29 protein-coding genes are annotated in these 25,123 nt (G+C 68.0%); 12 read left to right on the top strand and 17 right to left on the bottom strand.

Features of this window, described 5'->3' with window-relative positions; translation table 11 throughout:
* Nucleotides 1–4 precede the first annotated feature (4 nt).
* From J0J01_RS28180 to J0J01_RS28170, 3 genes are read left to right on the top strand one after another with little or no spacing between them, the layout of a single operon-like run.
* On the top strand, nt 5–631 hold the full coding sequence (locus J0J01_RS28180; protein WP_296386919.1) for a glutathione S-transferase family protein: 627 nt from the start codon (nt 5–7) through the stop codon (nt 629–631).
* Nucleotides 632–641: 10 nt separating this feature from the next.
* Nucleotides 642–1,040, top strand: a complete 399-nt coding sequence (locus J0J01_RS28175; protein WP_296386916.1) for a hypothetical protein — start codon at nt 642–644, stop codon at nt 1,038–1,040.
* On the top strand, nt 1,037–1,702 hold the full coding sequence (locus J0J01_RS28170; RefSeq protein WP_296386914.1) for a helix-turn-helix domain-containing protein: 666 nt from the start codon (nt 1,037–1,039) through the stop codon (nt 1,700–1,702). The genes J0J01_RS28175 and J0J01_RS28170 overlap by 4 nt, the downstream gene beginning before the upstream one ends.
* Nucleotides 1,703–1,733: 31 nt before the next feature.
* Here J0J01_RS28170 and J0J01_RS28165 read toward each other — a convergent pair whose 3' ends face one another.
* The 12 genes from J0J01_RS28165 to J0J01_RS28110 all read right to left on the bottom strand — a co-directional run bounded on the left by J0J01_RS28165 (nt 1,734) and on the right by J0J01_RS28110 (nt 12,565).
* Nucleotides 1,734–2,381 carry a protein-L-isoaspartate(D-aspartate) O-methyltransferase gene (locus J0J01_RS28165; RefSeq protein WP_296386912.1) on the bottom strand — a complete coding sequence of 216 codons (648 nt, stop codon included), beginning with the start codon at nt 2,379–2,381 and terminating at the stop codon, nt 1,734–1,736.
* Nucleotides 2,382–2,398: 17 nt separating this feature from the next.
* Complete coding sequence (gene surE, locus J0J01_RS28160) at nt 2,399–3,166, bottom strand: 5'/3'-nucleotidase SurE (RefSeq protein WP_296386970.1); 768 nt, start codon at nt 3,164–3,166, stop codon at nt 2,399–2,401.
* A 25-nt stretch (nt 3,167–3,191) separates the two neighbouring features.
* Nucleotides 3,192–4,490 carry a serine--tRNA ligase gene (gene serS, locus J0J01_RS28155; protein ID WP_296386911.1) on the bottom strand — a complete coding sequence of 433 codons (1,299 nt, stop codon included), beginning with the start codon at nt 4,488–4,490 and terminating at the stop codon, nt 3,192–3,194.
* 2 nt (nt 4,491–4,492) lie between these two features.
* Nucleotides 4,493–5,278: a twin-arginine translocase subunit TatC gene (gene tatC / locus J0J01_RS28150; protein WP_296386909.1), complete on the bottom strand. Its 786-nt coding sequence runs from the start codon at nt 5,276–5,278 to the stop codon at nt 4,493–4,495.
* 67 nt (nt 5,279–5,345) lie between these two features.
* On the bottom strand, nt 5,346–5,843 hold the full coding sequence (gene tatB / locus J0J01_RS28145) for a Sec-independent protein translocase protein TatB (protein ID WP_296386907.1): 498 nt from the start codon (nt 5,841–5,843) through the stop codon (nt 5,346–5,348).
* 24 nt (nt 5,844–5,867) lie between these two features.
* Nucleotides 5,868–6,128, bottom strand: a complete 261-nt coding sequence (locus J0J01_RS28140; RefSeq protein WP_365738582.1) for a twin-arginine translocase TatA/TatE family subunit — start codon at nt 6,126–6,128, stop codon at nt 5,868–5,870.
* A gap of 112 nt (nt 6,129–6,240) precedes the next feature.
* Nucleotides 6,241–7,251, bottom strand: coding sequence for an SMC-Scp complex subunit ScpB (scpB, locus tag J0J01_RS28135; protein WP_296386905.1), 1,011 nt, complete (start codon nt 7,249–7,251; stop codon nt 6,241–6,243).
* Nucleotides 7,248–8,054, bottom strand: a complete 807-nt coding sequence (locus J0J01_RS28130) for a ScpA family protein (protein ID WP_296386904.1) — start codon at nt 8,052–8,054, stop codon at nt 7,248–7,250. The genes scpB and J0J01_RS28130 overlap by 4 nt, the downstream gene beginning before the upstream one ends.
* 55 nt (nt 8,055–8,109) lie before the next feature.
* Complete coding sequence (gene nagZ, locus J0J01_RS28125; RefSeq protein ID WP_296386902.1) at nt 8,110–9,123, bottom strand: beta-N-acetylhexosaminidase; 1,014 nt, start codon at nt 9,121–9,123, stop codon at nt 8,110–8,112.
* The gene (locus tag J0J01_RS28120) at nt 9,120–9,980 is read right to left on the bottom strand and encodes an SPOR domain-containing protein (protein ID WP_296386901.1); all 861 of its coding nucleotides are present in this window, start codon (nt 9,978–9,980) and stop codon (nt 9,120–9,122) included. Before J0J01_RS28120 ends, nagZ begins: the two co-directional genes overlap by 4 nt.
* Nucleotides 9,981–10,059: 79 nt before the next feature.
* A complete protein-coding gene (argS, locus tag J0J01_RS28115) occupies nt 10,060–11,751 on the bottom strand; it encodes an arginine--tRNA ligase (protein ID WP_365738606.1) in 1,692 nt (563 codons plus the stop codon).
* A 400-nt stretch (nt 11,752–12,151) separates the two neighbouring features.
* The gene (locus J0J01_RS28110; RefSeq protein ID WP_296386896.1) at nt 12,152–12,565 is read right to left on the bottom strand and encodes a nuclear transport factor 2 family protein; all 414 of its coding nucleotides are present in this window, start codon (nt 12,563–12,565) and stop codon (nt 12,152–12,154) included.
* Nucleotides 12,566–12,679: 114 nt separating this feature from the next.
* On the opposite strand from J0J01_RS28110, the gene J0J01_RS28105 reads away from it, so the two are divergent.
* The gene (locus J0J01_RS28105; protein ID WP_296386894.1) at nt 12,680–13,378 is read left to right on the top strand and encodes an SDR family NAD(P)-dependent oxidoreductase; all 699 of its coding nucleotides are present in this window, start codon (nt 12,680–12,682) and stop codon (nt 13,376–13,378) included.
* Between the two features lie 88 nt (nt 13,379–13,466).
* Here J0J01_RS28105 and J0J01_RS28100 read toward each other — a convergent pair whose 3' ends face one another.
* Nucleotides 13,467–15,434, bottom strand: coding sequence for a serine hydrolase domain-containing protein (locus J0J01_RS28100; RefSeq protein ID WP_296386892.1), 1,968 nt, complete (start codon nt 15,432–15,434; stop codon nt 13,467–13,469).
* 81 nt (nt 15,435–15,515) lie between these two features.
* Here J0J01_RS28100 and J0J01_RS28095 point away from each other — a divergent pair, with 81 nt between their 5' ends.
* From J0J01_RS28095 to J0J01_RS28085, 3 genes are all read left to right on the top strand, one after another.
* Nucleotides 15,516–15,878: a hypothetical protein gene (locus J0J01_RS28095; RefSeq protein WP_296386891.1), complete on the top strand. Its 363-nt coding sequence runs from the start codon at nt 15,516–15,518 to the stop codon at nt 15,876–15,878.
* Nucleotides 15,879–15,911: 33 nt separating this feature from the next.
* Nucleotides 15,912–16,805, top strand: a complete 894-nt coding sequence (locus J0J01_RS28090) for a TerC family protein (RefSeq protein ID WP_296386889.1) — start codon at nt 15,912–15,914, stop codon at nt 16,803–16,805.
* 190 nt (nt 16,806–16,995) lie between these two features.
* The gene (locus J0J01_RS28085) at nt 16,996–17,196 is read left to right on the top strand and encodes a cold-shock protein (RefSeq protein WP_296386887.1); all 201 of its coding nucleotides are present in this window, start codon (nt 16,996–16,998) and stop codon (nt 17,194–17,196) included.
* A gap of 36 nt (nt 17,197–17,232) precedes the next feature.
* Here J0J01_RS28085 and J0J01_RS28080 read toward each other — a convergent pair whose 3' ends face one another.
* Genes J0J01_RS28080 through J0J01_RS28065 form a run of 4 tightly spaced genes read right to left on the bottom strand, consistent with a single transcriptional unit; the run spans nt 17,233 to nt 20,247 of the window.
* Entirely contained in the window at nt 17,233–18,420 is a 1,188-nt protein-coding gene (locus tag J0J01_RS28080; RefSeq protein WP_296386885.1) for a deoxyguanosinetriphosphate triphosphohydrolase, read from the bottom strand.
* A gap of 11 nt (nt 18,421–18,431) precedes the next feature.
* A complete protein-coding gene (locus J0J01_RS28075) occupies nt 18,432–19,049 on the bottom strand; it encodes a YjbE family putative metal transport protein (protein ID WP_296386883.1) in 618 nt (205 codons plus the stop codon).
* Between the two features lie 27 nt (nt 19,050–19,076).
* Nucleotides 19,077–19,508 (bottom strand): universal stress protein, encoded by a 432-nt coding sequence (locus tag J0J01_RS28070; protein ID WP_296386882.1) that lies wholly within the window; start codon nt 19,506–19,508, stop codon nt 19,077–19,079.
* Between the two features lie 4 nt (nt 19,509–19,512).
* Nucleotides 19,513–20,247: a TerC family protein gene (locus tag J0J01_RS28065; protein WP_296386880.1), complete on the bottom strand. Its 735-nt coding sequence runs from the start codon at nt 20,245–20,247 to the stop codon at nt 19,513–19,515.
* Between the two features lie 115 nt (nt 20,248–20,362).
* Here J0J01_RS28065 and gpt point away from each other — a divergent pair, with 115 nt between their 5' ends.
* From gpt to J0J01_RS28040, 5 genes are read left to right on the top strand one after another with little or no spacing between them, the layout of a single operon-like run.
* Nucleotides 20,363–20,866, top strand: a complete 504-nt coding sequence (gpt, locus tag J0J01_RS28060) for a xanthine phosphoribosyltransferase (protein WP_296386878.1) — start codon at nt 20,363–20,365, stop codon at nt 20,864–20,866.
* Complete coding sequence (locus J0J01_RS28055) at nt 20,866–21,879, top strand: NAD(P)-dependent alcohol dehydrogenase (protein WP_296386876.1); 1,014 nt, start codon at nt 20,866–20,868, stop codon at nt 21,877–21,879. The genes gpt and J0J01_RS28055 overlap by 1 nt, the downstream gene beginning before the upstream one ends.
* A gap of 9 nt (nt 21,880–21,888) precedes the next feature.
* The gene (locus J0J01_RS28050) at nt 21,889–23,925 is read left to right on the top strand and encodes a bifunctional aldolase/short-chain dehydrogenase (protein ID WP_296386874.1); all 2,037 of its coding nucleotides are present in this window, start codon (nt 21,889–21,891) and stop codon (nt 23,923–23,925) included.
* A gap of 10 nt (nt 23,926–23,935) precedes the next feature.
* Nucleotides 23,936–24,820 carry a TauD/TfdA family dioxygenase gene (locus J0J01_RS28045; RefSeq protein WP_296386872.1) on the top strand — a complete coding sequence of 295 codons (885 nt, stop codon included), beginning with the start codon at nt 23,936–23,938 and terminating at the stop codon, nt 24,818–24,820.
* On the top strand, nt 24,817–24,948 hold the full coding sequence (locus tag J0J01_RS28040) for a hypothetical protein (RefSeq protein ID WP_296386870.1): 132 nt from the start codon (nt 24,817–24,819) through the stop codon (nt 24,946–24,948). Before J0J01_RS28045 ends, J0J01_RS28040 begins: the two co-directional genes overlap by 4 nt.
* Nucleotides 24,949–25,123 lie beyond the last annotated feature (175 nt).

Here is a 25,123-nt window from a genome sequence, read left to right as displayed (position 1 = left end):
ACGCATGGCTAGCCCGAAGCTCGTATATTTCGATATCGACGGCGCACGAGGCGAGGCCGCGCGGCTGGCCATGGTCATCGGTGGGGTGCCGTTCGAGGATGATCGGGTGAAGTTCGCCGACTGGGAGGGCCGCAAGCCCGGCACGCCATTCGGCGCCCTTCCGGTGCTCGAGCTGGATGGCCAGACGGTGGCGCAGTCCAACGGCATCAATCGGTATGTTGGCAAGCTTGCCGGGCTCTATCCGAGCGATGCCTGGCAGGCGGCTCTCTGCGACGAAGCAATGGACGCGGTCGAGGAAATCGCCACCAAGCTCTGGAGCACCATGTCCCTGCCGGCGGCCGAGAAGAAGGCGCAGCGCGAAAGTCTCGCCGCAGGGCCGCTTTCCTATTCGCTCGACCGCCTGCAGCGCCGGCTCGTCGCCCATGGCGGACAGTACTTCTCGGACGGCCGGCTCACTGTCGCGGACCTCAAGGTCTTCGTCTGGATTCGCCATCTGAGGTCCGGACAGCTCGATCACGTGCCGGTCGATCTGCCCGACCGCGTCGCCCCGCGGCTCGTCGAGCACCATGATCGCGTGAAGGCACATCCGGCCGTCAAAGCCTACTACGCCGAGCGCAAGGTTGCGCTCTGAGGACACCACCATGTCACGCGCCTTCTGGCTCGGCGTCTTCGCCTATGTCGTGCCGAGCTTCGTCATCGCCTATCCCTGGCATCTGACGGTCTTCGCGCCGGCTTACCGCGAGCTCGCGATGTATCGCGACGACATCATCGTGCCGTTCGGCCTGTTGTCGATGTTGATCCAGGGCGTCGCCTTCTCCTGGGTCTATCCTCGCGTCTTCACCGAGCGTCGGTCGATCCTGAGGAACGGCCTCGCCTACGGTCTCATGATCGGTCTGCTTTCATGGTCGTTCACGACGCTTGCCGTCGCTGCCAAGAACGTGATGACATCCGTGCCGATCTACCTCGCGCTGGAGACCGGTTTCACGCTCCTTCAGTTCGTCGTCGTCGGTCCCTTGATCGCCTTGGCCCACCGCAGTTGACGCAAACGCGCTATCCTCAGTTCTGTGCTCTTGCCCGCGCCGCTGAGATCGTCGGTGAGCGCTGGACCCTACTCATCGTGCGCGAATTGCTGCTCGGCCCCAAGCGCTTCAGCGACTTGGTCGAGCGGCTGAGCGGCGTCAGTCCGACCGTCCTGACCGGTCGCCTCAGCGCCCTGATCGAGAGCGGTATCGTGCGGCGCGCCACCCTGCCCGCGCCCTTCAACGCACAGACCTACGAGCTGACCCCGGTCGGACGGGCGCTGAAACCTGCGATTCGGGAGCTGATCCGGTGGGGCGGCCACTTTCTCTTTCCGCCGCGCCCGGACGACGCCTTTGAGCCCGACTGGGTGTTGCTCGGCCTCGACGCGATCACCCGCCAGACACCGACACCGGCGCGCACGATCGCGCTGCGCGTGACCCAGGGCGGCAAATCCGCCAGCTTCCTCGTGCAGGGTGGCCCGCATGGCACGACGCTCCGCCGCTGCGACGGCCCGGCCAGTGCTACGATCGAGACCCGCTTTGACACCCTGTTGCGCATTCTCTCGACCGAGCTGCCGCTCGAGCAGGCGGTGTCGGAAAAGCTGGCACGCATTGAAGGATCGGCCGCAGCCGCGCGCAGCCTGCCGCAGATGTTCGATCTCAGTGATCGGCGGCGCGCCTGACAAGACGTGCTCCTGCGCCTGGCCAGCCTCCTCAGCCCTGGCCCAGCACCGGCAGGGCACCGGTCACCAGGGGCACGAAGCGCACCGGCATCAGGGTGTCCCGCTGCAGCCCGTTCTCGCTCTTCACGATTCGCTCGACCACCTGGGAGGTCGGGTCCCGGCCGACCGGCACGATCAGGATGCCGCCCACCGCGAGCTGGTCGATCAGCGCCTGCGGCCGCTCCTCGGCGGCGGCGGTGACGATGATGCGGTCGAACGGCGCCTGGCCCGGCCAGCCCTTGCTGCCGTCGCCGACGTCGCAGACGACGTTGTAGATGCCGAGGCTGATCAGCAGCCGCTCGGCTTCCTTGGACAGCGGCTTGAAGCGCTCGATCGAGTAGACCCGGCGGGCGATCTTGGCCAGCACCGCGGCCTGGTAGCCCGAGCCTGTGCCGATCTCGAGCACCTTCATGCGCGAGCCGACCTTGAGCGCTTCGGTCATGGCCGCCACCACCAGCGGCTGACTGATGGTTTGGCCGAAGGATATGGGCAGCGCGGTGTTGTCCCAGGCGCGCTCGGCGAACGGCGCCGCCACGAAGCGCTCGCGGTCGACGCCGGCGATCGCGTTCAGCACGTTCTCGTCGCCGATGCCCGACTGGCGAAGCTCGGCGATCAGGCGCTGCATGGCGGGGACGTTCATCGCGCCCGCATCCTGCCTCAGGCGGCGGCGAAATGCGCGGCGAGCTTCCGTCGCGTCGGGTCGTGGGTGAGGTCGAGGTGCAGCGGCGTGACCGAAATGTAGCCGTTGCGCACGGCGTGGAGGTCCGACTCCTCGTCGACCTCGTGCTCGCCCGGCGAATAGCCGATCCAGTAGTAGGGATTGCCGCGCGGATCGGTGCGCTCGATCACCGTGCCGCCGAAGGCGCGCACGCCCTGGCGCGTCACCTTGGTGCCCTTGACCGAGGCCGTGACCACGTCCGGGAAATTCACGTTGATCAGCACGTTGCGCGGCCAGTCCATCTCCAGGATGCGGCGCGCCACGCTGGTGCCGTGGTGGGTGGCGGTGCCCCACTTCACCTGGTGCGGATGGCTGTAGGCCTGGCTGAAGGCGATCGACGGGATGCCGAGCAGGCAGCCTTCCATCGCGCCGGCGATGGTGCCCGAGTAGGTCACGTCGTCGGCCATGTTGCTGCCGCGGTTGACGCCGGACAGCACGATATCGGGCTTGCGGTCCTTCAGCAGATGCTTGACCGCGAACAGCACGCAATCGGTCGGCGTGCCCTCGATCGCGTACTTGGTCTCGCTGACTTCGCGGGCGCGGATCGGGTTGATGATCGACAGCGAATGGCCGGCACCGCTCTGGTTGAACTCCGGCGCGACGACCCAGACGTCGCTCGACAGCCCGGTCGCGATCTCGACCATCGCCTCCAGCCCAGGAGCGTGGATGCCGTCGTCGTTGGTGACGAGGATGCGCGTGCGCGCGATGTCCCTGAACTTCACGTCGCCCTATTCACTTGGAGGGACCGGGAATGACCGCGAGCCCGCCCATGTAAGGCCGCAGCGCCTCCGGCACGGTCACCGAGCCGTCCTCGTTCTGGTAGTTCTCCAGGATCGCGATCAGGGTGCGGCCGACGGCGAGGCCCGAGCCGTTCAACGTATGCACGAAGCGCGTGCCCCCCTTCCTACCATCAGGGCCTTCCTTCGGCCGGAAGCGCGCGTTCATGCGCCGCGCCTGGTAGTCGCCGCAGTTGGAGCAGCTCGAGATCTCGCGATAGCGTCCCTGCCCCGGCAGCCAGACTTCGATGTCGAAGGTCTTGCGCGAGGCCGGCCCCATGTCGCCGCCGCACAGGATGATGGTGCGATAGGGAATCTCCAGCCGCTTCAGCACTTCCTCGGCGCGCGCGGTCATGCGCTGGTGCTCGGCGTCCGACTGCTCGGGCGTGGTGATGGAGACCAGCTCGACCTTGGGGAACTGGTGCATGCGGATCATGCCGCGCGTGTCCTTGCCGGCCGCGCCCGCCTCGGAGCGGAAGCACGGCGTGAAGGCGGTGTAGCGCAGCGGCAGCACCTTCTCCTCCAGCACCAGCTCGGCCGCCAGGTTGGTCAGCGGCACCTCGGCCGTCGGCACCAGCCAGAAGCCGTTGTCGGTGTGGAACATGTCCTCGGCGAAGCGCGGCAACTGGCCGACGCCGTAGGCGGCGTTGTCGCGCACCAGCAGCGGCGGGTTGACCTCGGTGTAGCCGCCCTCCTCCGAAGTGTGCAGGTCGAGCATGAACTGGGCGATCGCCCGCTCCAGGCGCGCCAGCCTGCCCTTCATCACGACGAAGCGCGCGCCCGACATCCTGGTCGCGGCGGCGAAGTCCATCTCGCCGGTCGCCTCGCCCAGCGCCACGTGATCCCTGGGCGCGAAGGAGAAGTTGCGCTGGCTGCCGTGGCGGCGGATCTCGACGTTGGCGGTCTCGTCGGTGCCGTCCGGCACGTCGTCGAACGGCAGGTTGGGCAGGACCTCGAGGCGGCGGGTCAGCTCGGCATCGAGCTCGGCGGCCTCGGCCTCGCTCTTCTTCAGGGTCTCCTCGAGCGCCGCGACCTCGGCCATCAGCGCGTCGGCGGTCTCGCCCTTGCGCTTGGCCATGCCGATCTGCTGGCTGAGCTGCTTGCGCCTGGCCTGGATGCTCTCGCTCTCGGTGATCGCGGCGCGGCGGCGCTTGTCGACCTCGAGGATCTCCGACGACAGGGGGCTGAGGTTGCGCTTCTTGAGGCCGGCGTCGAACGCGGCGGGATTCTCGCGGATGAATCGGATGTCGTGCATGGCTAGCTGCTGCCGGAGTCGCCGGCTTCCTCGGCCTTCCTGTCCTCTTCGGCGCGCTTCTTCTCGATCCACGAGCCGACCAGGATGCTGATCTCGTAGAAGGCAAGCAGCGGAATCGCCAGCGCGATCTGGCTCACCACGTCGGGCGGCGCCAGCACGGCGGCCACGACGAAGCAGATGACGATGGCGTAGCGGCGCTTGGCGCGCAGGCCGTCGGCGGTGGCGATGCCGACCCGCACCAGCAGGATCAGCAGCACCGGCATCTCGAAGGCGAAGCCGAAGGCGAACACCAGTTGCAGCACGCGCTCGAGATAGTCCGAGGCGCGCAGGTTCTTCTCGACGTCCTGCGGCGCGTACTGCGTCAGCATGAAATTGATCACGTACGGCATCACGATGTAGTACATGACCGCGCAGCCGGCATAGAACATGAACGGCGTGGCGATCAGGAACGGCAGGAACGCCCGCTTCTCCTGGCGGTAAAGTCCCGGCGCCACGAACAGCCAGATCTGCGTCGCAATCAGCGGGAAGCCGACGATCAGCGACACGAAGGCCGACAGCTTCACCGTGACGAAGAAGAACTCGAAGATGTCGAGAACCTGCATCTTGTAGCCGTCGTGCAGCGCCGGCTGGATGAGGAACGAGAAGATCGGCTTGGCGAAATAGAAGGTGATGAAGAAGACCGCGAAGAAACTGATCAGCGCATAGATCAGCCGCCTGCGCAGCTCGATCAGGTGATCGAGCAGCGGCATCGGCTTGTCGTCTTCGGGTCCGTCGTGCGCCTGGGTCAAGTAAGGGTCGTCTCGGTCAGGCGCGGGTTATGCCGCCCTTTGGCCGGCAATTCAAAGCGCGAATTGGCTATTCAGCCGCAGCCTTGGTGGGTTTCTGCTCGATTTGCGGCGTCTCTGAAGGCGGCGCCGCGGGCTCGGCCGGCGGCGTCTCGGCCACAGCCGGCTCAGCGGTTGCCGCCGGCTCGGCGGCGATCTGCGGCGCGGGCGCCCCGACTTGCGGGGCTGACTCGGGCTCGGCCAGCGGATTGTCGAAGGTCGACTTGGCCTCGTTGAAGGCCTTCTCACCCTCGGCCATGCCTTCCTGGATGTGCTGCTTGATCTGCTTGGTCGGATCGAGCGACTGCAGGTCGAGCCCCGGCGAGCCTTCGAGCTGCTTCTTCACCTCGTCGAGCTCGGACTGGCGCACCATCTCGTCGACATGGCCGCGGAACTCCGACGCCATGCCGCGCATCTGCGCCATCCACTTGCCCCAGGTGCGCAGCAGGCCAGGCAGCTCCTTCGGACCGATGACGACGAGCGCCACGATCGCGATGACCAGCAGTTCAGGGCTGTCGATACCGAACATGGAACGCCGGCGCCGAAGCGTCGATCAGACCTTGGCGGTGCTGTCCTGGCGCGCCTGGTTCGGCGACGAGGTCGAGGTCTGCGCCTCGATCGGCTTCGCCGAATCGCCCGGCTGGCCGCTCTGCGCCTGATCCTTCTCGCTGCCGTCGCCGGCCACGCCCTTCTTGAAGGCCGACAGGCCCTTGCCGAAGTCGCCCATCAGGGTCGAGATCTTGCCGCGGCCGCCGAACAGCAGCAGCACGACCGCCAGCACGATCAGCCAGTGCCAAATGCTGAAGCTACCCATGTGAATTTGCTCCCAAAACCGAGGTCGTTCGCCGGTTGACCGATTATGGCACCCGGCCGGAAGCCCCGGCAACCTGTCGAATCAAGGTCTTATTGCGGCCCCAAGACGCGGGCTAGCGTCCCTGCTCTTCGGTGGTCAACGGCTCTTCCGCCTCATCTTCAGTGGGCTCGAGCGGCAGGTCCGGCTCCTCCGGCCTGAATATGGGGGGCTGCGCGCGCGGGTCCAAGAGGCCGGCGGCCTTCATTTCCTCGTGGCCCGGCAGGTCGTCGAGCGACGGCAGGCCGAAATGCTCGAGGAAGAAGTCGGTCGTGCCCCAGGTCACCGGCTTGCCGGGCGCCCGGCGGCGGCCCATCGGCTTGATCCAGTTCTGCTCGAACAGCAGGTCGAGGGTGCCCTTGCTGAGGCCGACGCCTCGGACCTGCTCGATCTCGGCCCGGGTCACCGGCTGGTGGTAGGCGATGATGGCCAGGGTCTCGATCGAGGCGCGCGACAGCTTGCGCGTCACCGGACGCTCGATCTTGAGCTTCTCGGAAAGGTCAGACGCCGTGCGGAAAGCGTAGCCGCCCGCCACCTTGACCAGGTTCACCCCCCGGCCGGCGTACATCTCGGCGAGGTCGGCCAGCAGGCGCGACACGTTGGCGTCGTTGGGTAGGCGCTCGGCCAGGTCCTTCTCGTCCAGCGCCTGGGTGCCGGCGAAGATCAGCGCCTCCAGCAGACGCAGGTGCTGGGCATGGTCGGGCGAAACCACGTCGGTGACCTCCGGCGCGGGCGCCGAGGCGACCGCGACCGGCGCCTCTACCGCCTCGGCCGAAAGCTCCTCGACCTCGGCCTGCTCGAGAACCTCCTCGGGCTCTTCGTCCTCATCCGACTCGTCGTCTTCGTCGTCCGACTCATCGTCTTCGTCGTCCGACTCGTCATCGTCATCGTCATCGGAATCGTCATCATCGTCGTCTGAATCGTCATCGTCCGAGCCGTCATCATCGTCGGAATCGTCGCCGTCCTCCGACTCCTCGACCTCGGCCTTCTCCTTCGCGGCCGAGAGTTCGGCCGCCGCCAGAAGCGCGATCAGCGCCTCCAGGTCTTCGACGGGAACGGGTGTTGTTGCTGACATGATGGACGTCACCGCGGTTCGGTACGTTTACGCAATTGAATGGGGCCGAAACGTTCGGTCTGGCGCAGCTCGATCTGGCCGTCCTTGGCGAGTTGCAGGCCGGCCACGAAGGTCGCGGCGATGGCCGAGCGCCGCCGCGTCGGATCGGTGAGACCGGCCGGCAGGAAGGCTTCCAGCGTCTGCCAGTCGATCGCGATGCCGAGCATGCGGCCCAGTCGCTCGGCCGCTTCCTCGACCGAGAAGAACTGCATCGGCTCGATCTGGTAGGTGTCGGCATCCTTGGGCCGCACCTGATGACCGTAGGCTTGCAGCAGGTCGTAGAGCTTGACGTCCCAGATCGCGCGGCGGACGACCACCACGCCTTCGGGCTGGCCGCGCGCGAAGATGTCCTTGCCGAGCTGCGGCCGCGCCATCAGGCGGGCACCGGCCTCCTGCATCGCCTCGAGCCGGCGGAGCTGCCACTGCAGCGCATCGGCCATCTCCTGGCCCGACGGCTCCTCGCCGGCCGGCGGCTCGGGCAGCAGCAGGCGGGACTTGAGGTAGGCCAGCCACGCCGCCATCACCAGATAGTCGGCGGCGAGCTCGAGCCGCAGCCGCTTGGCCTGCGCCACGTGGGCGAGATACTGGTCGACCAGCGCCACCATCGAGATCTTGCGCAGGTCGACCTTCTGGTCGCGCGCCAGGCTGAGCAGCAGGTCGAGCGGGCCCTCGAAGCCCTCGAGATTGACGATCAGCTCCCCTTCGCCCGGCGCGATCACGTCGGGTCCAGCGGCGGCGAATCCGTCGGCAGGAGTGGGCGCGGTTTGATCGCTCATTACAGCCCCGGTTTAATCCAGCGGGTCCGTTGGCCGCCACTGGATTCCCGGGGCTTTATCCCCATTCGGGCAGCAGTTCTGTGAGCCTTTTCCGGGTTTCGCGCGCCGCCTGCGGCTGGCGATGGCGGGCAACGTGAGCACGCCCCGCCTCGAAGCGGCGGACGGCGTCCCGGGTCATGGCGCCGGTGTTGGCGGCGACCTCGACCATCTCGGCCATCTGCCCATTGCAGTGCAGGGCGATGTCGCAGCCGGCGGCCAGCGACCGCGTCGCCCGCTCGCCCAGGCTCCCGCCCAGCGCCTGCATGGAGAGGTCGTCGGACAACAGCAGGCCGTCGAAACCGATATGGCCGCGCACGACATCCCTCACGCCGCGTGCCGATACCGTCAGCGCCGCCTCCGGGTCGATCGCCTCGTAGAGCACGTGCGCCGTCATCGCCCACGGCAGGTCGGCCAGCAGCCTGAACGGCACGAAGTCGGTGCGCTCCAGGGTGTCGCGCGAGACGTTCACCTGGGGCAACAGGTGGTGGGAGTCGACGGTGGCGCGGCCATGCCCGGGAATATGCTTGATCACCGGCATCACGCCCTCGGCCATCAGGCCCTCGGCGGCGGCGCGACCGATCGCGGCGACGGCCTCGGGCTGGGCGGCATAGGCGCGGTCGCCGATCACCGAATGGGCGTCGGGCAAGGCGATGTCGAGCACCGGCAGGCAATCGACGTCGCAGCCGATCGACGCGACATCGAGCGCCAGCAGCCGCGCATTGAGCCGGGTCGCCTCGAGGCCCGCCTCGGGATCGCGCGCATAGAGCTCGCCGAGCACGCGGCCCGGCGGGGCCCTGCGCCAGTACGGCGGCCTCAGCCGCGCGACCCGGCCGCCTTCCTGGTCGATCAGCACCGGCGCCTCGGCGCGGGCGACCGAGGAGCGCAGGTCTTCGGTGAGCCGCCGCGCCTGCTCCGGCGTCTCGACGTTGCGGGCGAACAGGATGAAGCCCAGCGGATCGGCGTCGCGGAAGAACGCGCGCTCCTCCGCCGACAGCACCATGCCGGCGCAACCGAAGATCGCCGCCTTCACCGTGCCGGCGGGACGACGACGCAGTCGGCCTTGCGGCTCTTCAGCGTGCCGCAAATGCTGTGCGCCTGCTTCTCGTCGAGGGGCCCCGCCTGCACGCGGTACCAGGTGCCCTTGTCGCCGAGATCGACCTTGGTCGGCTGCATGCGCAGGTTGGCGAGCACGTCGCCGTGCGCGGCCTGCAGCTTGGCCCAGGTCGACTTGGCGACGTCCTCGCTCTTGGCCGAGGCGAGCTGGATGCGCCAGCCGCCGACCGGGCCCGACATGCCCTCGATCAGGCTGGCGATCGAAGGCCCGCTCTCGGTCGTGGCCGGCGAAGTCTGGGTCGGCGCCTGCGTAACCGTCGGCGCATTGGGCGGCGGGCTCGGCTGAGTCGCCGGAGTCGATGTGCCGGCCGGCGCGGTCGCGTTGGCGTTCTGGATCGGCGTCGGGGTCTTGTTGGCCTCCGGCTCTTTGGGCGCGGTCGGCAGCGGCATGCCGCCGGGCGGCAGCTTGGGCGTGGTCGCGCCGGGTAGCAGCTTCTCGGGCTGGGTCGGCACGGCACCGGGGGAGATGCGGTTGTAGACTTCCTTGTCCTGGTCGGGCGGGACCAGGCCGCCGGCATTCTCGGGCTTCACCCGGGTCGGCGTGGTCGGCGCCGGGACGACCAGGGGCTCCAGCCCCTTGCCGCCGGCGCGGACATCCTGGTTATGCGCCCACCAGACCACCGAGCCGAAGCTCGCGATGGCGGCGATCGACACCATCATGGTGAGGATGGCGCCGCGGCGGCGGTTGACCTTGGCCAGCAGGGAATCCCTGGGCGGCGGCGGGATCGAATCGGGTTCGTACGCGACGGGCCGCGCCTGCGGTTCGAGCCGCATGGTCGCTACCGACTCGTTGGGCCGGTAGATCCTTGGACCGTCGCCGGAGGGGGACCGGCGGATGTGCATTGCGTCCTTTTTATCGCATCTCTTCGACGGGCGTGACGCCGAAGACCTTTAACCCTGATCCTATCACAAATCCGATGGCCTGTACCAATGCGAGCCGCGCCCGGGTGAGCTCGGTGTCTTCCTCGACGATGAAGCGCAGTGCCGGCTCGTCCCCACCGCGATTCCAATGGGCATGGAAGGCGGCCGCGAGATCGTAGAGATAGAAGGCGATGCGATGAGGCTCGTGGGCGGCGGCGGCGGCCTCGACCTGGCGCGGCCATTGCGCGATCTGGCGCACCAAGGAGAGTTCGCCGGCATCGCCCAGACGGTCGAGAGGGGCGCTGTCCAACCCATCGACCACGATGCCGGCGGCACTCGACTTCCGTAGAACGCTACGGATACGGGCATGCCCATACTGGACATACCATACCGGGTTGTCGCGTGACTGTTCTGTGGCCTTTGCCAGGTCGAAGTCGAACGGCGCGTCGTTCTTGCGGGTCAGCATGGTGAACCGCACCACGTCGGGCCCGACCTCGTCGAGCAGGTCGCGCAATGTAACAAATGTACCTGCGCGCTTGGACATGCGGACCAGCTCGCCGTTCCTCATCACGCGCACGAGCTGGCAGAGCTTCACGTCGAGCTCGCCGTCGCCGCCGGTGATCGCCTTCACCGCGGCCTTCATGCGCTTGACGTAGCCGCCATGATCGGCGCCCCAGACGTCGATCTGGTCGGCGAAGCCGCGCCGGAACTTGTCGTAGTGGTTGGCGATGTCGTTGGAGAAGTAGGTCCACGAGCCGTCCGACTTCTTGAGCGGCCGGTCGACCTCGTCGCCGAACTTCGTCGCGCGAAACAGCGTCTGCTCGCGGTCCTCCCAGTCGTCGGGCTTCTTGCCCTTGGGCGGCTCGAGCCGGCCGCTATAGATCAGGTCCTGCCGCGTCAGTTCCTGGAAAGCGCGGTCGACCGCGCCCGCCTCGACCAGCGCGCGCTCCGACGTATAGACGTCCATGCGGACGCCGAGCGTGTCGAGGTCGGCCTTGATCTCGTCCATCAGGAAGGCGATGGCGAAGGCGCGCATCTCGGGCAGCCAGTCGCGCTCGGGCTTGTCGATCCAGCGCGCGCCGTCGCGCCTGGCGATCGCAGCACCGACCTCCTTCAGGTACTCGCCGGGATAGAGGCCTTCGGGGATCGTGCCGATGTGATCGCCAAGCGCCTCCTTGTAGCGCAAGAACGTCGAGCGGCCGAGGATGTCGACCTGCGCGCCCGCGTCGTTGATGTAGTACTCCTTGGTGACGGCATAACCCGCCTTGAGCAGCAGGTTGGCGAGCGCATCGCCCACCACCGCGCCGCGCGCGTGCGCCACGTGCAGCGGGCCGGTCGGGTTGGCCGAGACGTACTCGACGTTCACCTTCCTGGCGCCCCCCATCGTCGAATCGCCGTAGGCGACGCCCTCCTTCAGGCACTCGCGCAGCCGCTCGCGCCAGAACGAATCGCTGAGCTTGAGATTGATGAAGCCCGGCCCCGCGACCGAGCCGTCGACCACGTCGGGATTGGCCTTCAGGCGCGGCAGCAGCGCGTCGGCGATGTCGCGCGGCTTCTTCTGCGCGGCCTTGGCCAGCACCATGGCGGCGTTGGTGGCGATGTCGCCATGCGCGGCATCGCGCGGCGGCTCGGCGGTCAGCGCGGAGAAATCGAGCCCGGCCGGCAATTCGCCGGCCGCCTGCATGGCGCCGAGAGCGGCCTCGATCACTCCGATGAAATGGCGATAGGGGTTCATGGCGGGCGGGTATTGCCTAATCCGAGGGCTTTGTCATCTGGCGCGGTCTCACGAGACTCATCGCTTGAGAATCGTTCGTTGCAGCAGGGCCAGCATTTCAGGGGCATCGGTCTCAAAGTCTCGCCGACGCCCCCTCCCCCTGAGATTGGTGTGGGCATGCTGTGGCAGGTGCGCGCACCCGCAACGAGGCCGCGAGAGGGTCGTTGTTCCGGTATGTCGGACCGCCTTCATTCTTTTCTTGTCCGCGCCGCAGGTGGCATCCTCGGTGCCGTCGTTCGGCTCCTGTCGCTCGGACGCTCCCGTGCGCCGGGCCGGTCGCGTTGGGAGACCTGGCCGCCGCTTCTGTGAGTCAGGTCCAGCCGAGCTCCTTCATCGCCCAGCCGGCGTTCCAGATCTTGGTCATGTGCCGGATCCTGGGGCCCTCGAACGCCATCGCGTACACATAGTCGGAGCGCGTGCTCTTGCCGGTGGGCGGCGGGCCGCCGGCGCCGGTATGCGTGCCGCTGAAGATGGCATAGGCCGTCACCACGCCGCGCTGCACGTCGGTCGCGAAGGACCTGATCTCGTAGCGGCCGTCCGGCATGATCTGCATCAGGCCCTTCATCCATTCGGCGTACTGCTCGAGCGTGCGAACCTCGGCGAGCGGCTCGGCCTGCGCGGAAAAAGTAGCGCCGTCGGCGCAGAAGGCCTTGCAGACCTCCCATCCTTTGCCCGCCTCGCAGGCTTCGAAGAACTGCAGCGCCGTGGTCTCGATGGACGACATGATCACCCCCTGTCTCGTCGCGAAATGCTGTTCCCTCCGGCCGCCGGCCGCAACAGCGACGATGGCTCGTCATCGGAATGTCTTGTAGCATCGGGCATTCGAGTGAGGGCTTGCATGCGGACGTTGAAGGACAGCCACGTTGTCATCACCGGCGGGACCGGAGCGCTCGGCTCGGCGGTGGCGAAGGCCCTGGTCGAGGCCGGGGCGCATTGTCATGTGCCGGCGATCGAGACGTCGGTGCCGGCGGACCGCTTCCCGAAGAACGGCGTATCGGTCACCACCAACGTCGACCTGTCGGACGAAGCCGCGGTCGAGGCTTTCTATGCCAAGCTGCCGGCGCTGCACGGCGTGGTGAACATCGCCGGCGGCTTCGCCTGGGCGCCGATCGCCGACAGCCCGTTCAAGGTGATGCAACAGCAGATGTCGATGAATTTCGTGTCCTGCGCGCTGAGCTGCCGCGCCGCGGTGGCCAACTTCCGCAAGGGCGGCAAGGGCGGGCACATCGTCAATATCACGGCGCGGCCGGCGCTCAATCCGCGCCAGGGCGCCAACATGACCGCCTACACCGCCTCGAAGGCCGCGGTCGCCGCCTTCACCGTGGCGCTCGCCGAGGAGCTCAAGGGCGACAACATCTCGGTGATCGCGCTCGCGCCCTCGACCATCGACACGCCGACCAACCGCAAGGACATGCCCAAGGCCGACCATGCGAGCTGGGTGACGCCCACATCGATCGCCGAGCTGATCGTGGCGCATCTCGGCCTCAGCGAGACGATCAACTCCGGCGCGCTGATCCCGGTCTACGGCAAGGCTTAAGCGCTGCGTCATACTCTTCCGGACCGCGGGCCTCCAGGCCCGCATCATGATTCATGAGCGGGCCTGGAGGCCCGCGGTCCAAAGGAGCCTACGGCGCCGACGACTCGATCAGCGGGTACTCGTGCTGGCTATCGCGGATGACCAGCGCCCGCTTGCCGTCGTGCTCGCCGACCACGAAGGTGAAGCCGTCGACCGTCGGATCGATGGTGATGAAGGACGTCGTCCCGTCGTCGTTGCGGCGCGAGGCGACCGCGCTGCGCCAGGTCCCGAAGTCGAAGATCGTCGCGTCGCCCTGCCGGCGGACGCTGAGCGTGCCGAGCGCCGGCGACGAATAACGGGCGGCCAGCTTCTCGACCTCGGCCGCCGCCGGCGGCACCACCAGCCGCTCGCGCCATTTGGCGCGGTTGGCGAGCCTCTGCTCGGCGGCCACCCTCGCCTGCTCGACCGCCTCGGGCTTGCCGTCGAACAGCACCTCGAGCAGGCGGCGGCGCAGCAGCCAGGTCAGGTTTCCGCCGCTGTCGGAATTCGTCAGGATCACCGCACCGACGCCGTGGTCGGGCAGGAAGATCATGTCGCTCTTGTAGCCAAACAGGCTGCCGCCGTGGCTGACGATCGGGATGCCGTATTGCGTGTTGATCCAGAGTCCCATGCCGTAGGCCTGGTCCTCGCCGGTCCGGATCTGGCTCTTGCGCCGCTCGAGCAGGCTCTCCTTGGAGACGAGCTGCGTGCCGTCGGGCAGGCGCCCGAGCGCCAACTCCATCTGCAGGTACTTCGCGAGCTCGCGGGGGCTGGTCCACATGCCGCCGGCCGGCCGTATCGGCACGACCGAGTAGTTGATGTCCATGCGCGCCGGCACGGTCTTGCCGTCGATGTCGAGGTCGTGGGGGCTGGCGGCGTTGCCCACGAGCACCTTCACGAAGTCGAAGGTGGTGTTGGTCATGCCGAGCGGCCCGAATACCTTGGATCGCATCGCCGCGTCATAGGCGGCCCCCAGCTCCTGCTGCGGATCGACGACGTGAGCGCCGACGTAACCCGCGGCGGCGGCCATCGGGTTGCTGTACTGGTAGGCCTCGCCGAAGCGGCTGGTCGGCTGCATGGTGGCGAGCGAGGCCAGCGACGACAGCGGCGTGGCCAATCCGAAATTGAACAGCCATTCGAAGTCCTGGCGTGGCAGGCCGGTGCAGGCGCAAACCAGATGCTTCACCAGCACTTGCCGCGTGGTCTCGGCATCGCCCAGCCGGAACGGCGGATAGAGCTCGGTGACCGGTTGATCCCAGCGCATCTTGCGCTCGTCGACCAGCTCGGCGAGCAGCAGCGTCGTCATCGCCTTGGTGTTGGAGGCCGCGAGAAAGAGCGTGTCGGCATCGACCGGGTCCGGCTTGCCGAGCGTCTTCACCCCGAAGCCGCCCTCGAAGACGACCTTGCCGTTGTCGATCAGGCTGAGACCGACGCCCGGAATGTCGAACTTCTCCATGACGTTCCGGACGAAGTCCTTGAGCACGGCGATGCGCTCGGCATCCAGCGGGTGGGCTTTGCGGTCGGCGAACTGCTCGCGCCGGTAGCCCTTGGGCCGCAGGCTCGCGGTGACCAGCGAGAAGGCGGCGTAGCGCTTCTCGAAAGTCGCGCGGCTGGCGTCGACGATGACGACCGTCCAGTCCTGGCCCGCGCGCCAGGCCATCGCGTAGACCACGGCCTTCTCATTGGGCGAGGTCTCGTAGGAGAAGATGCGCCGCTCTTCCCAGCCGTTGTACGGCGCCTGGGGCGTCGCAAGCCGAAGGGGCCGGTTGGCGTCGGCACGGTAGGCCGCCCAGCCTGCCGCCACCGCGGCGTCGGCGTTCGCGGCCTGGACGTCGACCAACGCGAGGCGCGAATCCGCTTCAGGCGGTTCGAGGATATTCTTGTTGCCGGCGGTCGCGACCTGCCAGCCCGTCGGCGCCGTGAAGGTCGCGCCGCTCGCCGTCGCGAGCGCGGTGTCCGCGGCCAGCGGCTCGCCGGCCGATGCCGGCGACGCAACACCGAGGACAAGCGCCAGGATCAGGACGCCGATATATCGCATGCCGCTCCCCGCCACCGACGCGCAAGGATACCCCCCCGCCCTTGAAATCCCGAAGACAAGGGGCGACATAGAGTGTGCAACATGCTGCTCGTCCATCGCTCGCGTCGCGCTGCCGACGCTGTCCGGACCGCGTCTCTGGGCGGCGAGCTGGTCGTCGCCTCGGTGGTCCTCGCCATGCTGCTCGCCGCCTTCGGCGATGCCGTCGATCCGGCCTGGACGGGCGAGGCGGGGCTCGAATTCGCCCTGTTCGATTTCGGCGGCGAACTCTCCCTGTTCGGCTTGCACAACTGGCATCTGCTGCAACTCCTGGCGGCAGGCGGCCTGATCGCGGCTGGCATCGCGATGTTCAAGGCGGCTGTCGGCCGTCTTTTCCGTCCGCTGCACCCGGCGCCCGCGCGCGTCATCGACAAGGTGCCGATCGAACTCCGACCGAAGACTTTCTAGCCCTTCTATCGTCTTTCTCGTCGGAGTCCTGTCATGCCCGAATTCCTGTCGGCCGGCTTCCTGTCGGCTTTGCTCACCATTGTCCTGATCGACCTCGTGCTGGCGGGCGACAACGCCCTGATCATCGGCCTGGTCGCCCGCAACCTGCCCAAGAACAAGCAACGCAGCGTGATCTTCTGGGGCACCTTCGGCGCCATCGCGGTGCGCGCCCTGATGGCCGTGCTGGTCGTCTACATCCTCGACGTGCCGGGCTTCCTGCTGGCCGGCGGCCTCGCCCTGATCTGGATCTCGCGCAAGCTTCTGCAGCCGGACGACAATGCTGCAAACCGCCACGCCGGCCCGGCGGCGGCGAGCTCGTTCGCCGGCGCGCTGCGTACCATCGTCGTCGCCGATGCCGTCATGGGCGTCGACAACGTGCTGGCGATCGGCGGCGCCGCCTCCGGCAGCATCGTGCTGATCGTCATGGGTCTCGCCATCAGCGTGCCGATCATCGTCTGGGGCAGCCACCTCGTGATCCGCCTGGTCGACCGCTACCCGTCGGTCATCCTGCTGGGCGGCGCGGTGCTGGCCTGGACCGGCTACTCGATGATCGTGCGCGAGCCGCTGCTGCAGCCGTGGCTGGTGGCGCACCCGCCGGCCCGCTTCGTGATCGCCGTGCTGGTGTTCTCGATCTCGCTCTCACCATGGTGGACCGCGCGCCTCTCCGAACGCACGCAGCCGCTGGTCGTGCTGCTGCCGTCGCTGCTGGTCTGGCTGCTCGCCTTCGAGATCGCCGACCCGCACATCGAGAAGCTCGGCGGCCTGTTCACGACCGAGATCGGCGACTATCTGGGCGAGGCGGTGCGCTGGCTGGGCTGGCTGCCACTGGCCGCAGGCTTCATCTGGCTGCGCGAACAGCAGCGCCCTCGCCGCGCGGCCCGCAGCTAGGACAAGAGCCGGAGTCTTCCCCTTGCCGAGCCCGGAAAGGGGAAGTGACCGCTGCCAGAGGCGTCCGGCGGGAATGACCCGTCCCGCAACAAATGCCGGCCGCAGGCGTAGACTTCCGGCGGCTGGGCGCGCACACCTACTGGCGGCGTTTCCGCGCGCTTCGCGGGCTTACTTACTAGGATACAAAAACATGGCTACAGGCACAGTGAAGTGGTTCAACGCCACCAAGGGATTCGGCTTCATTCAACCCGATTCCGGCGGCAAGGACGTGTTCGTCCATATCAGCGCCGTAGAACGCGCCGGACTGAACGGTCTGAACGAGGGTCAAAAGGTCACCTACGAGGTCCAGCAGGATCGCGGCAAGGACGCTGCCGTAAACCTGAAGGTCTAAGGCAGCCTCAAGAGCTTGCCGCCGACGGCGGCAAGCTCATGCCCACAGGTCGAACAGGCGGCGGTGCTCGTCGAGCGCGTACCGATCGGTCATGCCGGCGATGTAGTCGGCGACGATGCGGGCGCGGGCGGCGCGCTCGGCCGCCTCGGCGCGTTCGCGCCACGGCGGCGGCAGGCAGTTGGGCTCGGCGAACAGCAGGCCGAACAGGTCCATCACCACGCGCCGCGCCTTGGAGTGCGAGCGGTTGAGCAGCCAGTGCTCGTACATGCGCGCGTAGAGGAACTTCTTCACCGTCCGGTCGGTCGCCGCCATCGCCTCGGAGAAAGCGACCACCGGCCGGCCGAGCGCGCGGATCTCGGCGACGGACTTGGGGCTCGCCTCGACAAGTCGCCGGCGCGTCTCGGCCAGCACGTCCTCGACCATGGCGTTGATCATGCGCCGGATCGCCTCGTGGATCAGGCGCGGCTGGGCGATGCCGGGATACTGCCGCTCGACCTTGACGAACATCTCGCCGACCAGCGGCAGGCCGCGCAGATCGGCTATTTCGAACAGCCCGGCGCGCAGCCCGTCGTCGATGTCGTGATTGTTGTAGGCGATGTCGTCGCTCAGCGCCGCGACCTGCGCCTCCGGCCCGGCATGGCCCTCGAGCTCGAGATCGTGGTCGCGGCAGTATTCGACGATCGCCGCCGGCAGGTCGGCGAGCACGCGGCCGTCCTTGAGCAGCGGGCCGTTGTGCTTGACCGCGCCCTCCAGCGTCTCCCAGGTCAGGTTGAGGCCGTTGAACTCGGCGTAGCGCTCCTCGAGCTTGGTCAGGATGCGCAAGGTCTGGGCATTGTGGTCGAAGCCGCCGAACGGTTTCATCGCCGCGTGCAGCGCCTCCTCGCCGGCATGGCCGAACGGCGTGTGGCCGAGATCGTGGGCGAGCGCCACCGCCTCGCCGAGGTCCTCGTCGAGCCGCAAGGTCCGGCAGATGGTGCGGGCGATCTGCGCCACCTCGAGCGAATGGGTGAGCCGCGTCCGGTAGTGATCGCCCTCGTGATAGACGAAGACCTGCGTCTTGTGCTTCAGCCGCCGGAACGCCGTCGAATGGATGATGCGGTCGCGGTCGCGCTGGAAGGGGCTGCGGGTCGGCGCCTCGGGCTCGGCATGCAGCCGGCCGCGCGATTCCCACGGCAGGGTGGCATAGGGCGCAAGCGGGTGCGGATGCCAGGACTCGTCGGCCATCAGCCGACTGTCTACGATTTCCCCGTGGCGGCAACAACCTCGTGCGTGCCGTCCCAGATCATGTCGCCGGCGACATAGAGGACGATCAGGAAGCCGATCCACGCCACCCAGCGATGGCGGTCGAGGATGCGGGCGATGAAGTTCGACGCCACCGCCATCAGCACCACCGAGAGGCCGAGGCCGATCCACAGCACGACCTTGTGGTCGCGCGCGGCGCCGGCGACCGCCAGCACGTTGTCGAGCGACATCGAGATGTCGGCGACGACGATCTGGATCATCGCCTGGCGCGGCGTCTTGGACGCGGCCTGGCTTTCCGCCTGCGCGGTCTCCGAATGCCCCTTGGCGCGCAGCTCGCGATACATGCGCCAGGCGACCCACAGCAACAGCAGGCCGCCGGCCAGGGTCAGGCCGATGATCTGCAGCAGCTCGGTGGTGACCGCGGCGAAGGCCAGCCGCATCACGGTCGCGCCGGCAACGCCCCAGAAGATGATGCGGGTGCGGTTCTCGGCCGGCAGGCCGGCCACCGCCATGCCGATGATGATGGCGTTGTCGCCCGACATCACCAGGTCGATCAGCACGACCTGGATGAAGGCCGACACGACACCTTGGTCCAGACCCAGCGCGTCCATCGAGGCTCCTGCCGACGCGCCAGGCGTCTATTTCACGAGCGTGACCGGCACGTCGACGTGGGCGATGACGTCCTGCGCCACCGAACCCAGCAGCACGCCCGCGAGTCCGGTGTGGCCGCGGGTACCCATCACCACCTGGCCGGCGCCGAGCCTCTTGGCGAAGTCGCGCACGACCTCGCCGGTGCGGCCGACGCCGATATGGATCTTGGCCGCGACCGACGCCTTCTTGGCGAGCTCGACGGCCGAGGCGAGGTTCTTGTTGCCCTCCTCACGGCGGTAGGAATCGATCTGATCGCGGCTGACGAAGGAGGAGATCGCGCCGCCGAAGTTGGGCTGCACGTTCAGGAGGTGCAATTCGACCGACAGGCCGGTCCCGACCAGGTCGAGCGCGTGCTGCACCGCGCGGTCGGAGTTCTCGGAGCCGTCGACCGGCACCAGGATCGCCTTCATCTGGGCCATCTCGCTACTCCTTGCCCTGCGAGGCTTTTTCTTCGGCGAGGTCGACCGGCTCGGCGTGCTCGCGCCGCTTGGCGCGCCACTGCAGCGCGTAGCCGACCGCCACGACCAGCACCGCGCCGCCGATCTCGAAGATCGTCTTGGCGTTGGGCAGCCGCGCCGCGAGCCACTCGGCATAGGCCGGGTCGGTCGCCAGCACCTCGCCTGCGATCCAACCCAAGAGGCCGCCGCCGGCGACGACGATGATCGGGAAGCGGTTGAGCAGCAGCATGATCAGCGTGGCGCCGAAGATGATCAGCGGGATGCTGATGATCAAGCCGAGGACGATCAGCGTGGTGTCGCCATGGGCCGCCGCGGCGATGGCGATGGCATTGTCGAGGCTCATCACCGCGTCGGCGATGATGATGGTGCGCACCGCGGCCCACATCGAGCCCTCGCCCTTGACGCCGTCGCCGCCCTCTTCCTCGCCCTGCACCAGCTTGACGCCGATCCACACCAGCAGCAGGCCGCCGATCAGCTTCAGGTAGCCGATCTTCAGCAGCTGATCGACGATCAGCACGAAGATGATACGGAGGATGATGGCGCCCGCGCTGCCGATCAGGATGGCGGGCTTCTGGTGCTTCTTCGGCAGGTTGCGGCAGGCCAGCGCGATGACCAGGGCGTTGTCGCCCGACAGCACGACATTGACGATGATGATCTGGAGAAGGCCGCTCCAAAAGGCCGGTGTCAGCTCGAATCCCATGCGCCGCGGTCCCTACCCTGCTATTCGTGCGTCATCTTCATTGTGCCGGCCGAAGGTGTTAGTGCAGGCCTTGGAAAGGGGCAAGCCAAACCGGACAAACGGGAGGCGAAATCGCATGGCGGTCAGCACGGGCTACAACAAGATGTTCCCGGTCTCATGGACCGAATTGCACCGGGACGCGCGCGCCCTCGCGTGGCGGCTGGCCGATCTCGGACCGTTCAAGGGGCTGGTGGCGATCACCCGCGGCGGGCTGGTGCCGGCGGCCATCGTCGCCCGCGAGCTCAACCTGCGCCTGATCGACACGATCTGCGCCTCGACCTACGACCGCATGGAGCGCGGCGCCAAAGTCGAGATGCTGAAGGGCACCACGGCCGAGCACGAGAAGGGCAAGGGCTGGCTGATCGTCGACGACCTGGTCGACACCGGCGTCACCGCCCGGGCGGTCCGCGCCCTGCTGCCCGAGGCGCATTTCGCCACGGTCTATGCGAAACCCGCCGGCCGCCCGACCGTCGACAGCTACATCACCGAGGTCAGCCAGGACACCTGGATCCTGTTCCCCTGGGACCAGGAGGCAGTGATGGCCAAGACCATCCTGGAGATGAAGACGGCGGGTCAGTGATGCGCTGCTACATCCTCCCGGTGCCCGGCAGCATCGATGCGCTGACGCTGGTCGAGCGGCCGGATCCGACGCCCGGTCCGCGCCAGGTGCTGGTGCGCGTGCGCGCGACCGCGCTCAACTATCGCGACCTGATCACGGTCGAGGGCAAGTACGCGCGCTCGGCGCCCAAGCCCGACCTGATCCCGCTGTCCGACGGCGCCGGCGAGATCGTCGCGGTCGGGCCCGGCGTGTCGCGGCTCGAGGTCGGCGACCGGGTCGCCGGCTGCTTCATGCAGAAATGGACCGGCGGCGAGATCGATGCGGCGGCGCAGGCCTCGGCGATGGGCGGCGCGATCGACGGCATGCTGACCGAGCTCGCCGTGCTCGAGGAGGACGGCGCGGTGATCCTGCCGTCGGGGCTCAGCTTCGAAGAGGGCGCCACGCTGCCCTGCGCGGCAGTGACGGCGTGGCATGCGCTGGTCGAGATCGGCCAGCTCAAGGCCGGCGACACGGTGCTGGTCCAGGGTTCGGGCGGCGTCTCGATCTTCGCGCTGCAATTCGCGAAGACGATCGGCGCGCGGGTGATCGCGACCTCGAGCTCGGCGGCCAAGGCCGAGCGCCTCAGGAAAATGGGCGCCGAGGCGGTGATCGACTACAAGGCGACGCCCGACTGGGACCAGGAGGCGCTCAGGCTCACCAACGGGCGCGGCGCCGACCTCGTGGTCGAGGTCGGCGGCGCCGGCACCCTGCCCCGCTCGTTCCTGGCGGCGCGGCTGGGCGGCCGGATCGCGGTGATCGGCCTGCTGACCGGCCCGTCGCAGGTCGACCCGATGCCGATCCTGCGCCGGAACCTGCGCGTGCAGGGCCTCTATGTCGGCCACAAGCAGATGTTCGAGGCGATGAACCGGGCGATCGAGGCCAACGGCCTCAAACCCGTCATCGACAAGGTGTTGCCTTTCGCCGAGGCGAAAGAAGCGTACCGTCACCTCAAGAGCCAGAACCATTTCGGCAAGATCGTCATTGCGCATTCGTAAGGGACAGCGATGCAAAACCTCTGGTCCGACCAAGACGCCAAGGCCGCGATCGCGGCGCACGCCAAGAAGGGCATCGGCGAGGATCTCGCGCTGCGGGTCTACACGACGCGGCTGCTCGGCGGCGAGCCCAAGCTGGTGCTGCATGGCGGCGGCAACACCTCGGTGAAGACGCGCATGGTGGACATCACCGGCCAGACGATCGACGTGCTGTGCGTCAAGGGCAGCGGCTGGGACATGGGCACCATCGAGGCACCCGGCCTGCCCGCCGTGCGGCTGGCGCCGCTCAAGGAGCTGCACGGCCTGCAGGCGCTCAGCGACGAGGACATGGTCAACGTCCAGCGCAGCAACCTGCTCGACAGCAAGTCGCCGAACCCGTCGGTCGAGACGCTGCTGCACGCCTTCCTGCCGCACAAGTTCATCGACCACACCCATTCCAACGCCGTGCTGGCGCTGACCGACCAGCCCGATGGGGCGGCGCTCGCGGCCGACCTCTATGGCAAGCGTGCAGCGCTCGTGCCGTACGTCATGCCGGGCTTTGCGCTCGCCAGGAAGTGCAGCGAGGTCGGCCAGGCCAATCCTGACGTCGAAGGGCTGATCCTGCTGAAGCATGGCATCTTCACCATGGGCGAGACGGCGGAAGAGGCGTACGTCCGCATGATCGATCTCGTGACCCTGGCCGAGCAGCGGCTGGCCAGGGCGACGCGCAAGATCTTCCCGGGCGCCGATCTGCCGGCGACGCCTGCGAGCGTCGCGGAGATCGCGCCGATCCTGCGCGGCCTGATGTCGATTCCTGCCAAGAGCGGCGGCCGCGAGGCGGCGCAGCGCTTCGTGTTCGAGTTCTGCACCGGCCCCGAGATCATGGCCTTCGTGAACGGCAAGGAGATCGCGCGCTACAGCCAGCAGGGCCCGGTGACGCCCGACCACGCGATCCGCACCAAGAACCTGCCGTTCGTCGCGCCCGCGCCGGAAGCAGGCAAGCTCGATGCCTTCGAGAAGGCCACCAAGGCCGCGCTCGAGAAGTTCGCCGCCGACTATCACGCCTACTTCTCGCGCTACAACGGCCAGCAGATCGTGGCGAAGAAGGAGCTCGATCCGGTGCCGCGCGTCGTGCTGGTGCCGGGCGTCGGCCTGTTCGGCGTCGGCAACACCTCCAAGGACGCCAAGATCGCCGCCGATCTCGCCGAAACAACAGTTGCGGTGATCGCCGATGCCGAGCGGCTCGGCACCTACGAGTGCATCCCCGAGCCGGACATCTTCGACATCGAGTACTGGTCGCTCGAGCAGGCCAAGCTCAGCGGCGCCGCGGAGAAGCCTCTGGCGCGGCGCATCGCCGTCGTCACCGGCGGCGCCTCCGGCATCGGCGCGGCGACGGCTGCCGCCTTCGCCAAGGAAGGCGCCGAGGTCGTGGTGATCGATCGCGACGTCTCCACGGTGAAGGGCTTCGCCGTCGCCTGCGACGTCACCGATGCCGCGCAGGTGCGCGCCGCCTTCGACAAGATCGCGGCGACCTACGGCGGCGTCGACATCGTCGTCTCCAACGCGGGCGCGGCCTGGCAGGGCAAGATCGGCGACGTCGAGGACGCCACCCTGCGCCAGAGCTTCGAGCTCAATTTCTGGGCGCATCAGAGCGTGGCCCAGAACGCCGTGCGTATCCTGCGCGCCCAGGGCTTGGGCGGCTGCCTGCTGTTCAACACGTCGAAGCAGGCGGTGAACCCGGGGCCCGATTTCGGCCCCTACGGCCTGCCGAAGGCGGCGACCCTGTTCCTGATGCGCCAGTACGCGCTCGACCACGGCGCCGACGGCATCCGTTCGAACGCGGTCAACGCCGACCGCATCCGGTCGAACCTGCTGACCGATCAGATGATCGCCCAGCGGTCGAAGGCGCGCGGGCTGAGCGAGGCCGACTACATGGGCGGCAACCTGCTCGGCCTCGAAGTGACCGCCGACGACGTGGCACAATGCTTCGTCTCGCTGGCCAAGGCGCCCAAGACGACCGGCGCCGTGCTGACGGTCGACGGAGGCAATATCGCCGCCGCCTTGCGGTAACGGGGGAGCCATGGCCATCGAGGTCACGCCGCTGACGCCGGTCTTCGCCGGCCGCATGACCGGCATCGACGCGCGCCGCACGCTCGCGCCGGAGGAGGTCGCGGCGGTCGATGCCGGCATGGCCCGGTACGCCGTGCTGGTGCTGCCTGGCCAGGACATCACCGACGAGCAGCAGATCGCGTTCAGCCGCAACTTCGGCCCGCTGCAGAACGGCGCCAACGCGACCCAGCGCCGGCCGGAGCTCCGGCTCGATCCCGCCTTCGCCGACGTCTCCAACATCGGCAAGGACGGCACCAGGCTGGCGCGCGACGACCGCCGCCGCATGGCCTCGCTGGGCAACCGGCTGTGGCATTCCGATGCGAGCTTCCGCGTCATCCCGGCGCGCTATTCGCTGCTCTCCGGCCGCATCGTCGTGACCGACGGCGGCAACACCGAGTTCGCCGACATGCGCGCCGCCTACGACGCGCTCGACGCCAGGACCAAGGCCGAGATCGAGGACCTGATCTGCGAGCATTCGCAGATCTTCTCGCGCGAGCAGCTCGGCTTCACCGAGTACCTGCCCGATGAGCGCGCCATGATGGCGCCGGTCCGCCATCGCCTGGTGCGCACCCACCCGACCTCGCACGCCAAGTCGCTGTTCCTGTCGGCCCATATCGGCGGCATCGTCGGCTGGCCGGCGCCCGAGGCGCGCGCCTTCATCCGCGACCTCGCCGAGCACGCCACGCAGCCGCCGTTCGTCTACGCGCACAAGTGGACGCAGCACGACCTGGTGATCTGGGACAACCGGACCACCATGCACCGCGTGCGCCGCTACGACGACCTCAACACCATCCGCGATCTCCGCCGCACGACGACCAAGAGCGACGGCCCGACCGCCGAGCAGGTCGCCGCATGACCGCGCCGACGACGAAGGCCGAGAGCAAGTCGATGCCGCTCAGGATGACGATCGTGCGGGTCCGCGCGACGGACTTCGGCTCCAGCATCGGGATCGAGCTCGCCACCAGCACGCCCCGGCGGCGCTGAAGCGTAAAGCGCTTGACCCGATCTCGCGTCAGGCGTATCCGCCGCCACTCGCGATCGTCATTCCGGCGTCGCATGGATGATTCAAGATGGACAGCCACCCACGACGCGCCGCCCTCCGGGCGGCAGGACCCTATTCGAGATACCGCTCGACCGGTTGCGTCGGGTGAGCTGCGGG

The sequence above is a fragment of the Reyranella sp. genome (genome assembly GCF_017305915.1).
In the GTDB taxonomy this organism is placed as follows: domain Bacteria; phylum Pseudomonadota; class Alphaproteobacteria; order Reyranellales; family Reyranellaceae; genus Reyranella.
This window is presented reverse-complemented; position numbering and strand designations above follow the sequence as displayed.